The sequence below is a fragment of the Kistimonas ophiarachnellae genome (assembly GCF_057552235.1).
In genome coordinates, this window is record NZ_BAAJPA010000004.1 from 220,160 (window position 1) to 235,079 (window position 14,920).

At 51.0% G+C, this 14,920-nt stretch carries 8 protein-coding genes; 7 read left to right on the forward strand and 1 reads right to left on the reverse strand.

Going from position 1 to position 14,920, the window contains the following annotated elements; genetic code table 11:
• The gene (locus tag AC27K1_RS06610) at positions 1 to 975 is read left to right on the forward strand and encodes a PstS family phosphate ABC transporter substrate-binding protein (protein WP_487149245.1); all 975 of its coding nucleotides are present in this window, start codon (positions 1 to 3) and stop codon (positions 973 to 975) included.
• Between the two features lie 99 nt (positions 976 to 1,074).
• A complete protein-coding gene (locus AC27K1_RS06615; protein WP_487149246.1) occupies positions 1,075 to 4,077 on the forward strand; it encodes a hypothetical protein in 3,003 nt (1,000 codons plus the stop codon).
• Positions 4,078 to 4,193: 116 nt separating this feature from the next.
• Here AC27K1_RS06615 and AC27K1_RS06620 read toward each other — a convergent pair whose 3' ends face one another.
• Complete coding sequence (locus AC27K1_RS06620; RefSeq protein WP_487149248.1) at positions 4,194 to 6,890, reverse strand: hypothetical protein; 2,697 nt, start codon at positions 6,888 to 6,890, stop codon at positions 4,194 to 4,196.
• Between the two features lie 261 nt (positions 6,891 to 7,151).
• On the opposite strand from AC27K1_RS06620, the gene AC27K1_RS06625 reads away from it, so the two are divergent.
• The 5 genes from AC27K1_RS06625 to AC27K1_RS06645 all read left to right on the forward strand — a co-directional run bounded on the left by AC27K1_RS06625 (position 7,152) and on the right by AC27K1_RS06645 (position 14,882).
• Complete coding sequence (locus tag AC27K1_RS06625) at positions 7,152 to 9,434, forward strand: ABC transporter permease subunit (RefSeq protein WP_487149250.1); 2,283 nt, start codon at positions 7,152 to 7,154, stop codon at positions 9,432 to 9,434.
• A gap of 33 nt (positions 9,435 to 9,467) precedes the next feature.
• The gene (gene pstA / locus AC27K1_RS06630) at positions 9,468 to 11,132 is read left to right on the forward strand and encodes a phosphate ABC transporter permease PstA (protein WP_487149251.1); all 1,665 of its coding nucleotides are present in this window, start codon (positions 9,468 to 9,470) and stop codon (positions 11,130 to 11,132) included.
• A 141-nt stretch (positions 11,133 to 11,273) separates the two neighbouring features.
• Positions 11,274 to 12,074, forward strand: a complete 801-nt coding sequence (gene pstB, locus AC27K1_RS06635; RefSeq protein WP_487149422.1) for a phosphate ABC transporter ATP-binding protein PstB — start codon at positions 11,274 to 11,276, stop codon at positions 12,072 to 12,074.
• 42 nt (positions 12,075 to 12,116) lie between these two features.
• Positions 12,117 to 12,845: a phosphate signaling complex protein PhoU gene (phoU, locus tag AC27K1_RS06640; RefSeq protein WP_487149252.1), complete on the forward strand. Its 729-nt coding sequence runs from the start codon at positions 12,117 to 12,119 to the stop codon at positions 12,843 to 12,845.
• A 927-nt stretch (positions 12,846 to 13,772) separates the two neighbouring features.
• Complete coding sequence (locus AC27K1_RS06645; protein ID WP_487149253.1) at positions 13,773 to 14,882, forward strand: hypothetical protein; 1,110 nt, start codon at positions 13,773 to 13,775, stop codon at positions 14,880 to 14,882.
• Positions 14,883 to 14,920 lie beyond the last annotated feature (38 nt).

Below are 14,920 nucleotides of genomic sequence, written 5' to 3' on the forward strand. Positions count from 1 at the left end.
ATGAAACTGAAGAGTCTTGCGACAGCCCTGGCGTTGACCGCCGGTGTTGCCCTGACCGCCCAGGCTGCACCGAAGGTTGACAGCAACCTGCCAACCTACAGCAAGTCCAGCGGTGTATCCGGTAACCTTTCCAGCGTCGGTTCCGACACCCTGGCGAACCTGATGACCCTCTGGGCGGAAGGCTTCAAGCGTGAATACCCCAACGTTAATATCCAGATCCAGGCTGCAGGTTCTTCCACTGCACCGCCTGCTCTGACCGAAGGCACTTCCAACCTGGGCCCCATGAGCCGGAAGATGAAGGACAAGGAACTGGAAGCTTTTGAGAAGAAGCACGGTTACAAGCCGGTTGCTATCCCGGTTGCTATCGATGCCCTGGCGGTCTTCGTCAACAAGGATAACCCGATCCAGGGACTGACCATGTCCCAGGTGGACGCCATCTTCTCCTCAACCCGCAAGTGTGGCAACGATGCTGCCATTAAGGACTGGGGGGACACCGGACTCAATGGTTCCTGGGGAAGCCGTGATATCCAGCTGTATGGCCGTAACTCGGTTTCCGGTACTTATGGCTACTTCAAGAAAAAAGCACTCTGTAAAGGTGACTTCAAGAACAATGTCAATGAACAGCCTGGTTCTGCTTCTGTTGTTCAGTCCATCAGTGCGTCTGTGAACGGCATCGGTTATTCCGGTATCGGTTACAAAACCTCCAGCGTCCGTACCGTACCGCTGGCGAAGAAGCCGGGCCAGCCTTTCGTTGATGCAACCGCTGACAATGCTGTTACCGGTGCATATCCGCTGTCACGTTTCCTCTATGTTTATATCAACAAGCAGCCTAACAAGCCGCTGACTCCGCTGGAGCGTGAGTTTGTGAAGATGGTGTTGTCTCAGCAGGGACAGGAAGTGGTTGTGAAAGATGGTTACATCCCGCTGCCAGGCAAGGTTGTGCAGAAGACGCTGAAGCAACTGGATATCCTTTAATAACCAGACGCTGTGGCAGTCAATGATTAAGGTAACGGGTTCGTTGCCTTGACCCGGATGCCTCAACCACTAATGTGAATGTGGTTGAGGCGTTACTGTGTGAGCACACCGGAAACGCTCCAGTTGTTCTGCCCGCTAACACAGTTGTCAGGCAGTTTTCACTATCCAGACGGTATATTCCCTGTTCTATTAGCCAATTTCTGGTTTATCACTATGCTTCCACCAGGAGCTGCAGGGAGCGGCTTCCCATATTATCCTCCCGCCGATTTGCCGGGCACTACTCAAGAACTTTCAGATGCCACGACACAGACGGGTTTGGACAGGGTTGAGGAGCCGGAATATCCAGAGCCCGAAACACCGGAAGTGACAGGTTTACCTGGCGATGTATTGACAGAAAAAGAAAGAAACGCCCTGACCGCTTTGAAAACAGCAGTGGGGCATTTTATCCATGAAAATCAAAACTACATCATCCATGGCGGCATTGCTCTGGCGTTGCAATTACAGCATCAACAGTTGACAGAAAAAGAAATCGTGACGCTACAAAGAGAGGAAAATATTCCTGTAAATTTTTGGCTGTCTCTGGATGAACATCGACAAAAGGACATTGACCTTGTTTGCCCAGTTGGCGCGCCGGATATTGATAATCTGATCAGTCGATTGAGTCATTCACTCTCGCTCGCTCATATGAAAGGCCACTGTGAAATAGTGCGAGGTGGGACACGTTCTGAGCACATAGTTGTCTGGGATCCCAGGAAAAATAACGCACGCGGAAAATATGATTATATTCCTACGTGCTGTGTTACGAGTATCTTTATTTTAAGGCGTGATCCTAAAAAAAGTAAACTGTTAACCATCGATATTACTCATCCGCTCAAAGAAGAACCTGCAGAAATCTTGATATACAACAGGCCTTGTCGAAAAGAAACAGAGCTCATTAATGTCAAATTTGGAGAGTTTAGATTTGATGCAAAAGTTAACACTGTTAGGCAGTGGGTTCGAGATCAGCTGGGGGCTTTAAATAATACGATTGAAGTTGAGCAAGGGGAAGATAATAAGTTTTTTAATCGGCTTAATTTAATGGTGAAGTTGGCATCCACGGGAATAGTAAAAGAGGGGCGATGTAATATTGTAAAAGAAATTTTATTAGGCTTGGCGAAGCCTGTATATCCAATAAAGCTGGATAAGTATGATAAACAAACCCAAACCCTGCCGCCTATACCGAAAATAATAATAACAAGAGAGAGTCAGACCATTACGATACCAAAAATAATCATTACCAGTGAGTCTCAGACAGCTTCACCCATGACCATTTCAAAAGAAACGTCTATGGAACAAATAGCAGTGGGAGAGAAAGAGTGTCAGGCAGGGTGTCCATCTGTTCTCCAAAAGAACAAGGAAACTTTACGAAGACCATCAAAGTCCCATAGAAGCATTCAGGTAGAGCCGCTCACCCTGCATCAAAGGGTTCAAGCTGACCTGATAGGAGTAGAGGGTCATGACAAGACTGCCAAACTACTTTGTGCAATGGTTGATAAAGACACTCAAACGCAAATCCCGGAACAATTGCAAAAACAGCCAGAGCCGTCAGTTAGACCCAAGGAAACTGTTAGGAAAAAAAGCAGAAAAGCCACAATAAAACAGATGGGTGAAATAAAACAAGAGGAAGAAAATAAAAAGCAAGAAATTGAAGTTATGAAGTGTTATCTATCTAAAATTATAGAGGAAAAGGAAGGAATAGTATTACGCAAGGCAAAGAGGGAGGAAGTAATTTATAAAGTGGTAAAGTTGTGTAGAGTTAATGAATTGTTGGAGTGCTACGACGTCATCATAAATACTTGTTCTATTAAAGGATATATTGGTATTTATGGTAGGAATGAGTTTAAATCTCTATTCATAGATTTCCCTAGACGCCTTATTGGAAAATTTGATGCTATAGATAAGGTTGTCAAAAATCTTGATGATCTGCAGTATATTGAAACAATGGCCATATGTCACGTGGCAAAAATTCATGTGTCAGATTGGGTAAGAGTTGTGGAAGCTAACTTAAAATGTATGGGGGGAGAATATTCTGATCTGTTGGAAGTGCAATGGGTAAATGCCGAATTCAGTCATTTTCGATATATTTGTGAGGCTGTATATTGGATAAATAGATATTGTAGCAGTGAATATTCTACAGTTGCCGTATTAAAAATGCTAAGTCTTAGCTTGAAGAAACAGGATGAAAAGTTTATAAAAAATTATCCAAAGATTAGGCAGCTCGTTGAAGAATTTCCTTTTGCATTAGAGTATTTAGAAAAAGCATTTAAGGTCTTCAGGCAGGAGGAGTTTTCGACTTTTTATTTTCTTGATCTTAAGTTGAAAATAAGTAATGAGGTGTATAGAAGCAAGCATCAAGAGCAAGGTACGTCACAAGATGTAGACGAGGTAATAAAATATATTAATCAGTTGAAAAAGCCTCGATTACATTGTTCAGATTTGGAAGATCTATTTGATTTGTGCTGTAAAAATGGAATGTGCAGGTTTGCTTTTATGATTTTGAAAAGTTATCTGAAGTTTTATGTGAATGATAAAGCTTATCGGGATGAATCTAAGAAGAGACATTTTTTACAAAAGCTAAGTGTTGAAGTCATTCAGGAACTCTACAATTCGATGACTAACGCTGAGGTGCCGGAGTCCATAGACACTACTAATAAGGAAGACGTTGAGTCTGGCTATCATTGTACATTGTACCAACAGGACTTGGTGAATACCGTTTCGAGGTTTTTTGAAATACTAATGGAAGAATATAAAGGCTTAAAAAGTGTGAAGGAGCCAGATCTGGAAGCACGCTTGAATCAATGGGGTAATTTGTACCGTCAATTCAGGCAAAAAGCGTCTACGTCACAAGCGCAAGCCACTGCAGTAGAAGAACAGGCTGATGCCCCATCGATGACAGAAACCCTTCCAGTGTCTGCTAGCCAGGAAGTCGATGATGTCTTGGAAATATTAGCAGATACAGTGATCCCCTTGGCATCGGGCGAAAGTAGCAGCAGTGAAGATACAGTGCCTGATAGTTCAACGTCCGGTGAGTATGATCTTGAAGATAATCTACGCGCAGAATAAACAGCTAAAACTGTCATCCACCTGCTCAATGACAATACCTTCTCAGTTGTATTGATGAAGAAGCACACATCGGTTTAATGATACGTTGACTGATTGTCAGGTTTCTGTTCCGTGCGTTAAACGTCTTTCTTGGGTGTTGTTCTTGTTTGAGTCCTGGTGCGGAAATACCTGGCGTACCAAACACCGAACAGGGTTACAAGGTAAGCCGCTAATAATACGCCATATTTGGGTGCATGCCTGCGGTCGGTTATGGCGTAAAACGTATCGCGTATCCAATCGGACCACTGTTCTTTTCCCGTTGCCTTTTGCGGCAGGCAGCCTTTTATTCCGGCGGAAATATCAATGGCCGGTTCAGGTAGCCGGGCCACACGAGAGAGGGTGTCTTCACTGATAGCAAATCCCCAGGTGCTGAAATGCCCGGCCAGGTTGTGGACAGTAATGTTCGACAGCAGTTCAAAAAAATAGTCCAGTCGCTGTTGATGGCCGCTATCCAGCAATTGCTGATTGGTGGCATCGGTGTTTTCCCGGTAATGGCGGGCAATCTCCCTGAAAATGCGCCATCCCTTTCCGGGGTATGCCTCTATTACCTGTGCCAAAAAGACCGCCCTGGCCCTGTTGTCATCAAATGAGTCATCCCTGAACTGGTGATAGCCCAGGCAATTGTCCAGTTTTGTCTTTGCGCTATGGTAGGCGCTGAACGCGCTCAGGTAGGACTGGTTGAATACGCGAACGCTGACATATTCAGCGGTTAACTGGGCGACTGAATCGTCATTCAGGGCATCCAGCAATGTTTGTTGAAATAACAGATGCCCGAGTTCATGTGCAATGCTGCTTGCACGCAACAACTCATCAGGCTCAAGGGATGCCGTTTTGGCAAGAGAGGAATCGCTGGATGCAATTTTTATCAGCAGGTTTATTATGCCCGCATTCTGATTGATCTTGATGTTGCGCTCCCCCCCCACTACATAGGCTTTAAAATTGGGCGGCAGGTTGTCCTGGACGATAATAAAGTTTCCGTCTCCGGGATGGTGTCGTCGATCTGTCACCCTGTGGCCCGTTTCCAAGCCCCACAGGGACAAGGTCTCTGTCGTGATCCTGTCAAGCAACGCCGTGAATGTGGAAGGATTATCCAGGGCCTGAAGTTGTTCGGACGTCAGGAGTGTCGTCATCCGCTTTCCCTCAAGGATGGCCCATGGTGCGGGTTTGCGTCGTGTTTCCTGCCAGCCTTCGTTGTGCGCGCCTTCCCTGCTACTGAAGTAAGGTGCTTCTACCGCGCCCTCCAGGGTAACGAGCATGTCACAGATAGTGTTTTTATAGGACAACAGGGAAAGCGTGCCGCCATACGCCGTCCTGATTCGGGTCGCGCTTACTGTGGCGGCTTCGGGGTTGAGTCTGATCTCGTATGACAGTTGAGGGGGGCGCATGTAGTAACCACTTTCCCTGACAACCGGGAAATAGGGGTTAACGTTACCATGCAGGTTAATGGAAAGGTGAAGGTCAAAGTTTCGCCGTTGACAGCCCTTCCCGGGACTCACTTCTACAGCAACGGTGATGATATCGCCAGGCACTGCATACAGTCCGGTCATTGCCTGGTTGACCGGCAAGCTGTCCTGGTAGTGGGGAACCCCGTACTTGATCACCAGTGGGGTGAAACGCTGCGCAAACGCAAAGGTGCGCAGGACGCGCGGAGCATCGTCCGAAACCCTTAAAGGAAAGCCGTCAACGCGTGGGACATTCACCGGAATCATCAGGTTTTGCAGCCCGTAAATCAGCCTGCGTTTTTGTTCAAGTGCTACCAGGTCATCGTTATTAATGCTGACAGGGTACGTTATGGCTGCGTCGTTCCTGGCAATCAATGTACGCACCTCAGGATCCTGGCGGTTGATCATCCAGAATGTCATGAGCCGGGCTTGCCTGGGGTTCGTCAGGAAGTCGTCAGCGTAGGCCAGATCGGCATAACACGGCCTTGTGTGACGGTGAAAGAAGAGCGCATGCCTGCCTGTTAAAAAATGCTGGTTAACATAGTCCAGGAATGTGCCTTGATCAGAACAGTTGGCGAGAAAAAGGTCGCAATAGAGATGCTCATGGATACGAGTCAGTCGCTTTGACTGAACATTGCCTGAAACACAGCGACCATCATGGGTTTTCAACTGCTTATTGTGATACTGCCACAACTGGTTCCTCGTGCCGGTGCAGCCACTGATGGCGATTTTTTCCTGTTCCGGTCGGTATTCAATACACCGGGTATCGCCATTATGCATGGTTATCCCCAGCAGGCTGAAACCGTCAAATCCGGAATGATGGTGGGCATCCTCATGGGGAAGCGGTTTGGCGCTGGGCGTGGGAATGGGAATGGGCTTTTCATTCACGGCTTTACTGAGGCTGGGCATCTTGTTGTGGGGCATTCGATCCAGTGATTGATAAACTGCATCGAGATGTCGTGCGGTGGACTTGTCATCATACTGCCGGTGAGGGAAAACAGAACCTGATGATCCGGCAGGCAGTAAACCTGCAGGGACGACTGGACGTGATGCTGTTTCACTGCTGTCGCCATGCCCGAGACCTGCCACTCTGCGGGGTATGGCCGTTCGAACTGCACCTGCTGCCAGTAGCAATCCGGCCGTGTTGACAACAACGGGTACTCCGGCGACCAGTCCCGATGTCAACAGTAATCCACAGGCTGATACTACAGAGACAGTTTTTACCATTCCCCACAGGGTGAACTTGCCGGTGGATTTCCGAGGGGAACGCGGGTTTTCAAAACCAGCCTTCTTCGGCGAAGGCAGGATTGCTTGTTTTGCTACTGGTTTCATTGTTTTTGAACCGGAGAGTATTTACGTGATGGCAAAGCCCTGTTTACTGACAGATTGATAATCTGTAGATCCGAACTTACTCCGGCCAATGTCAAAGTTGACTGACCGAAGGGTTATTTCTGCCGTCAAAAAATCGGGCACAGTTATCTGGCCTTCACTGTTGCGCCTGGTTACTCATCACTGGATCGGGAATGAAGGGGTGTAATATTTCTGTCACATAGTCTGGTTACCTTACGCTCATAACAAAAACCGGACCTGGTCATGAACGAACAAGGCATAGCAGCAGCGCCTGAGCTTCACTTCGATACCCCGGCCCTGAAGCGTTACGGGAATCGTCGGCGGCTCAAGGATAAAGCGGCGCGATGGGGGATCGCCACCGGCGGCATTGGCATTATTGTCGCGATCCTGCTGATCTTTTTTTACCTGCTTTATGAGGTCGCACCGTTGTTTCGTTCGGCCGAGATGTCGCGTGAGGCCAGTTACACCTTGCCGGTGCCTTTATCCAATCAGTCTTCGGACGTCTTGTTCCTGACCATGGAAGAGCAGGCTGAACAGGGCCTGCGAGTGATGGCTGATGGTCAGGCCGTGTTCTTTGATACCCTCTCCGGCAACCAGATACGGGCGTTCAGCCTGCCATTGCCTGACGGTTCTGTTATTACTTCCATAGACCGGGCAGGCCCCGCCAGCCCGTTGATGGTGGCCGGGCTGTCCGATGGTCACGCCATCGTTTTCAAGCATGAATACCGTATCACCTGGCCAAATGATCAGCGGGTTATTACGCCTTCGATTGTTTATCCCTATGGTGAAACGCCAATAGCCCTTTCTCGTAATGGTAAGCCGCTGACAGAGGTGGCGATTCAGGACGGTGAGGAGCAGTTACTGCTTGCCGGTAGCAGTGGTCAGCGTCTGTTCATGACAGCGTTTACCAAGGAAGAGGATTTCCTGACTGAAGAGATCACGCTGGAAGAGCAACGTGTGGATTTACCGGCGGTGGCCGGTGAGGTCAGAAAGCTGCTGATTGATCCTGACCAGCACTGGCTGTATGCACTGAACGGCAATGACAGCCTGTCGCTACTCTCTATCCGAAATGTTAACCAGCCTGAGTTAGTCGATACCATCGACCTGGCCGAGGGCACAGCCACCGTGACGGCTGCAGAGTTCCTGTTAGGCGGTATCTCGCTGCTGATTGGTGACAGCCAGGGACATATCAGCCAGTGGTTCATGGTACGGGATGAGGAGCGCAAGCAGCAGCTGACCCGAATCCGCGATTTTCAGCTGGGTGACCAGCCTGTCACGGGGATTGTGTCCGAACATCGCCGCAAGGGTTTCCTGGCCGTTGATGCCACCGGTTCGGCCGGGCTGTTTAATACCACGGCCAGACGCACATTGCTAACTGTGCCCGTTACGGATAGTGCCATTGATACGCTGGGCATATCACCGAGGGGCAATGCCCTGCTGGTCAAATCACCGGAAGGGCTTGAGTTCTGGCGTATTGAGAATGAGCATCCGGAAGTTTCCTGGTCAGCCTTGTGGGACAAGGTCTGGTATGAGTCGTACGAGCAGCCGGAATATATCTGGCAGTCCTCAGCCTCCAACAATGACTTTGAACCCAAGCTGAGCCTGATGCCGCTGGCATTCGGCACGCTGAAAGCGGCGTTCTATGCCATGTTGCTGGCGGCGCCCCTGGCGATCTGCGGTGCGATTTATACGGCATACTTCATGGCGCCGGGACTGCGTCGCAAGGTCAAGCCGGTTATCGAGCTGATGGAAGCCCTGCCCACCGTTATCCTCGGTTTCCTGGCCGGACTCTGGCTGGCGCCTTATATCGAGAATAACCTGACAGGCATTTTTGCCTTACTGCTGATCGTGCCGTTTGCCATTCTGGGTTTTGCCTTCTTCTGGGATCGGTTGCCGGTTGAATGGCGCAGTCGGGTGCCTGATGGCTGGCAGCCGCTGATCCTGGTGCCTGTCATACTGCTGGCCGGATGGGGGGCCCTGGGCGCCAGCGGTACACTGGAACATCTCTTCTTTGGTGGCGATATGCGCGCCTGGATCACCAATGATCTGGGGATTGCTTACGACCAGCGTAACGCCCTGGTTGTTGGCCTGGCGATGGGCTTTGCTGTCATTCCCACCATTTTCTCCATTGCTGAAGACGCCATTTTCAGTGTGCCCAAGCACCTGACTTATGGCTCGCTGGCGCTGGGTGCGACGCCGTGGCAGACCCTGACCCGCGTCGTACTGCTGACCGCCAGTCCCGGTATCTTCTCGGCAGTGATGATCGGTATGGGCCGTGCGGTGGGTGAAACCATGATCGTCCTGATGGCGACGGGTAACACGCCCATCATGGATGCCAATATCTTCGAGGGCATGCGAACCCTGGCCGCCAATATCGCGGTGGAAATGCCGGAGTCCGAAGTCGGCAGCAGCCATTACCGGATTCTGTTCCTGGCGGCATTGACCCTGTTCCTGTTCACCTTTGTCGTGAACACGCTGGCGGAGTTGGTGCGACACCGCCTCAGAACCAAATACAGCTCCCTGTGATAACCGCAGTACAAGAATAGGCAGGCAGAGAGAATGCGAATAACAGTCGGCAAATGGTTTCAGGGGGGCTCGCCCTGGGTCTGGCTTAACGCCGGGGCGGTGGCTATCAGTCTGGTGATGGTGGTTGGACTCCTCGCCCTGATTGCAGTGAGAGGCCTGGGGCATTTCTGGCCGGCAGCCATCGTCGCTGCAGACTATCGGGTACCTGGTCAGGAAAGCCGTCAGGTGCTGGGACAACTGGCAGATTCGGAAGCGGTCTCCGGTGAGCGCTTGCGTGGTGCCGGGTTACCGCTGGACCCTTCACTGGAGGTAGTTGAGCGTAGCCTGGTCAAGGTGGGTAACCGGGATGTCACCGGCAGCGACTTTGCCTGGGTGGTCGAGCCCTGGCTGCAGGATGCGCATTACCCGGAAAATGTGATGGCCGTTGAGCGTCGTGAGTGGGGTAATTTCTACGGCTATCTCAAGGCGGTGCGGGAAGGGGACAAAACTGTAGCGACTGGCGATCAGGCCTGGGAAACATTCCAGCAGAGGATTGCACGGGCTTTGGCCATCCACGACCAGATTTACCAGATTGAGAAGCACGACATCGGCAGTATCAATGCCCGCCTTGAACGTCTGCGCCTGAAAGAGCGGGGACTGGAACTGAAGGGTAATACGACACCTGCCGTGTTGGCCGGTATTCAGGCTGAGCGGGCGGCGCTGGATGCCGAGTACAAGGTGCTGGAGCAGCAGCTGGGTGAATTGTATGTGGCGTTTAACCGCGACAGCGCAGTTGCTGAAACGGCCGATGGTCAGGAAGTTATCCTGTCGATGGGCAAGGTGGTTCGGGCTTATCAACCCAATGCCATGGGGCAGGTGGATAAACTGGCGTTCTATGGCGACAAGCTCTGGGAGTTTGTCAGTGACGACCCGCGCGAAGCCAATACCGAGGGTGGCATTTTCCCGGCTATTTTCGGCACGGTGATGATGGTGATTTTGATGTCCATTATCGTGACGCCGTTCGGTGTGATCGCCGCTGTTTACCTGAGGGAATATGCCGGACAGGGCTTCGTGACACGTTCCATTCGTATCGCCGTGAACAACCTGGCGGGTGTGCCTTCCATTGTGTATGGCGTGTTTGGCTTGGGTTTCTTCGTCTATTTCCTGGGTGGACAGATGGATCAGCTGTTTTTCCCGGAGGCGCTGCCGGCGCCAACCTTTGGTACGCCAGGTCTGATGTGGGCGGCAATCACCCTGGCGCTGCTGACCTTGCCGGTGGTGATCGTCGCGACAGAAGAAGGTTTGGCACGCATTCCCCGTTCTGTGCGTGAGGGTAGCCTGGCCTTGGGGGCGACCAAGGCGGAAACACTCTGGCGGGTCGTTCTGCCCATGGCCAGCCCGGCAATGATGACAGGATTGATTCTGGCGGTTGCCCGTGCTGCTGGTGAAGTAGCGCCACTGATGCTGGTGGGTGTGGTCAAGCTGGCGCCGAGTCTGCCACTGGATGGCAACTATCCGTTCCTGCACCTTGACCAGAAGTTTATGCACCTGGGCTTCCACATCTATGATGTCGGATTCCAGAGCCCGAACGTTGAAGCGGCCCGTCCGCTGGTGTACGCCACGGCGCTGTTGCTGGTGATCGTGATTGCGGTACTGAATCTGTCGGCTGTGGCCATCCGCAACAGCCTGCGTGAAAAATATAAAACGCTGGAAGTGTAACCGGCGATAACCTGTTTCGAATGGAATGGTGACAAGATGAGCGAGACACTGGCAGTAGCCCCTGAAACGCGCACAGCCCCTGAAGCGAAGCCGGTGACGCCGGGTGTTGAAGAATCACAGGCGCGTACCCACAGTATTGATATGGACAGCCTGGGGCGTGGAATTCGCAAGTTAAGACTTGAAGATGAAGAGACCTGCCTCGATATCCGGAACCTGAATCTGTTTTACGGCGACAAGCAGGCGCTTCACGACATCAGCCTGACGATCCCGAAAAAGCGGGTGACGGCGTTTATCGGACCGTCCGGCTGCGGCAAGTCAACGTTGCTGCGCAGCCTGAACCGGATGAATGACCTGGTAGATGGTTGTCGTGTAGACGGCAAGATCATGCTGGAAGGTCAGGATATCTATGACAAGCGGGTTGAAGTGTCTGACCTGCGTCGCCGGGTTGGCATGGTGTTCCAGAAACCCAATCCGTTTCCCAAGAGTATTTATGAAAATGTCGCTTACGGGCTCCGTATCCAGGGGATCAACAAGAAGCGGACACTGGATGAAGTTGTGGAGTGGTCCCTGAAAGGGGCGGCCCTCTGGGATGAAGTGAAAGACCGGCTGCATGAAAGCGCCCTCGGGATGTCCGGCGGTCAGCAGCAGCGACTGGTCATTGCCCGAACCATTGCCGTGGAACCGGAAGTGCTGTTGCTGGATGAACCGGCGTCGGCGCTGGACCCGATCTCCACACTGAAGATTGAAGAACTGATTAACGAGCTCAAGAGCCGCTACACCATCGTCATCGTGACCCATAATATGCAACAGGCCGCGCGGGTATCCGACTATACCTCGTTCCTTTACATGGGGCAGCAGATCGAGTTTGGCGACACGGATACCGTATTCACCAATCCGACGCAGAAAAAGACCGAAGATTACATCACGGGTCGTTATGGTTGATGTGTGTCGTGTATGAATTGGGCAGGCTGAGGAAAACAGGAAATGCCGATTGAAACCAAGTCCGATGAGATTACTCATCACATCTCCCAGCAGTTCAATAATGACCTGGATGAACTGCGTAACCAGTTGCTGGCCATGGGTGGCGCGGTGGAGAAACAGGTATCCGACGCGATCCGCGCGCTGATTGATGCTGACAGTGAGCTGGGCTTATCCGTCCGTGAAAAGGACACCGACATCAATTACATGGAAGTGTCCATTGACGAGAATGTCTCTCGGGTACTGGCCCGTCGACAGCCGGCAGCCAGTGACCTGCGTCTGGTGATCGCCTGTACCAAGGCGGCTACCGACCTGGAGCGTATCGGCGATGAAGCCTCCAAGATTGCCCGCTTTGGCATCAGCCTGAGCGAGCAGGGCGAAGCACCGCGCGGCTATGTGGAAGCACGGCATATCGGCTCCCATGTCCGCAAGATGGTACAGGACGCCCTGAACGCGTTTGCCCGTTTCGATGCCGACATGGCGCTGGCGGTAGTGCAGGAAGACAAGTCCGTGGACCGGGAATACAAGTCCGCCATGCGTGAGCTGGTGACGTATATGATGGAAGATCCCCGCTCCATTACCCGGGTGCTCAACATCATGTGGGTGCTGCGTTCACTGGAGCGCATAGGCGACCATGCCCGTAATATCGCGGAATACGTGATCTACCTGGTGAAAGGCACCGATGTACGACACATTGGCATCAAGCGGATGAAAGCGGAAGTGTTTGAGGATTAAGCATTATTGTGCTGGCAACGATTCGCCTCATACGCTTGTGAGGCGGATGTTGCGGTTTTTCCACTGAGAAGATGCATCTGTCCAGGTCAGTAGCCTGACAGGCAAGCTGAAAATGTAACGCCGTTGCGCGTCATATACAGAATCTGCTATTGCGGCTTTACGTCCGGTTGATTCCCTCTTTTCTGCTCAATGATATTGATTCCAATACATAACGCATTGTCCATTTCTACCTTGATGAAATTATCTGAACGGGTTGGAAATAGTTAGTTGAGTTAACACTTGATCACAGGTCAATGGCAGTGTGACTGACTTTCCTGCGGGAAAAACAGGACACTCATATAAAACCTGTTAAGTATTTGAATATTGCCATGGCTGTGCCTTTTTATGAAAACAGCTGTGATCCATTGAACTAATTCTGACGAACCCTGTCTATGAAGGCTCGAGATTTCAAACCTTTGAGCATGTGACGATGTAAATTGTGGGAGACTCATGCACTTCAATGTAGCCTTGGGACAATGCGATTTTATATCAGCACGCCATCAGGCGATGTCGCGCTCTTCACAGACACCCGATAAATATACCCGCAAACGAACAAACGTTGTGTCCGTGCTCGACTATTTACGGTTGCGAAGTCGGCAGGAACCCTGTCATTGGGACAAACGGTCCCTGATCAGCGAAAGGCTGATAACAGCGGTTTTAAAACAGGGTGGCGTTGAACCCGGTTACGAACTTGAACTTGAGCTTGGGGTTTCGCTGTCCAGTGACGTCTGTGACATCAAAACACTGGTTCCCCTGGGCAAATCTCGCCTGTTATCTCAGTCCAGCGATAACACCTGGCAGGTCTGGTCAAGAAAAGGCCCGAAGTGGTCCGCGGTTAAGCTTCCTGCGGATAGTCACCCTGGTGACGCCATCAGCACGATCAAGGCATTGGATCACCGAAGCCTTCTGAAACTGACAACATCAGGCAACCTGTTTCTATTGCCGGAAACACCGGCAGGCGAATGGTTGGAGCGTGAGCTCGCTCTACCCGGTGTCCGGCCGGAAAACGTCTTCATGGTATGCGACGGATTCCTGGTAGCCGGGTTCACGAACACAAATCCGGTCGCCCTGGTCAGGCTGGATGACGGCAGCTGGACATCCGGAGAGATACAATCGCAAGAGGAAATTTACCTGGGCAATTACGGTGGCGGCACGTTTATTTCGGATAACCATCTGCTGCTATGGTCGCGGCAAAAATCGTCTGCGTGGCTCCTGACGTATGATCCGGTAACGAAAACGCCCTCACTAGATCATGGTGAACTGGTTACAAGCCAAGCGCACGAGCCATTTAACGTCCTGCACGTGGGCCAGAGAGAGGTAGTGGTCTGGGAAAAATACGGTAATACGTTGAATTTCTACAAAGTAACAACCGATGGGGAATTGTCCTGGCATTACCACTGCCTGGGCAACTTCGCTATTGAAAATGTTTTGCAACTGGAAAACACACGTTTACTGGTGTGGGCTAATGATCGCCCATTACGATTTTTTTACAGAGGTTACAAGGAAGGCGAGGTTGAGTGGCTTAGATTGGATGACAGGATTCCTCAATACTCGCCACCATCGATGCACTGGTTCAAGGAAATGGCAAGCGGGTATCTTTTGGCAGGTTCACGTTCCGCACTGACGCTTTTTAAAGAGCACTCTGCGAACGTATGGAGTTGTAAACACCATTTTCTCCCGATAAACCAAAGCATAGGCATCGTATGGAAACATCCATTCATACTGTCATCTTTAAGAGGCGATACAGGAAAACTCATCATAAGCTTCTTCAAAAACAAGACGTTGTTTAAAGTCAGCCTCCTCCTTAAAAATATCACGGAGGCCACTGGCGACATGGATATTTTCATGCTGGATAATGAACGTCTGGTCTGCCGAATTCCCCATAAAGTGAGTGGACAAAATCAGGAGGCCCCCGCTCATTCTGCGAACCGCTGTCGTCTGTATGAAGGGGATTTATGGCGCTGTATCAGCGAGAGCCTGTCCAAAGGTTGTCCGTAATGCTTAAGTTTTCCCGTACGCGACACTGGAAACGACTG

Bases quoted from the DNA above. Each gene is read 5' to 3' on its own strand.
- AC27K1_RS06610 (WP_487149245.1), top strand. From the start codon at position 1: ATGAAACTGAAGAGTCTTGCGACAGCCCTGGCGTTGACCGCCGGTGTT.
- AC27K1_RS06620 (WP_487149248.1), bottom strand. From the start codon at position 6,890: ATGAAACCAGTAGCAAAACAAGCAATCCTGCCTTCGCCGAAGAAGGCT.
- AC27K1_RS06625 (WP_487149250.1), top strand. From the start codon at position 7,152: ATGAACGAACAAGGCATAGCAGCAGCGCCTGAGCTTCACTTCGATACC.
- pstA (WP_487149251.1), top strand. From the start codon at position 9,468: ATGCGAATAACAGTCGGCAAATGGTTTCAGGGGGGCTCGCCCTGGGTC.
- pstB (WP_487149422.1), top strand. From the start codon at position 11,274: ATGGACAGCCTGGGGCGTGGAATTCGCAAGTTAAGACTTGAAGATGAA.
- phoU (WP_487149252.1), top strand. From the start codon at position 12,117: ATGCCGATTGAAACCAAGTCCGATGAGATTACTCATCACATCTCCCAG.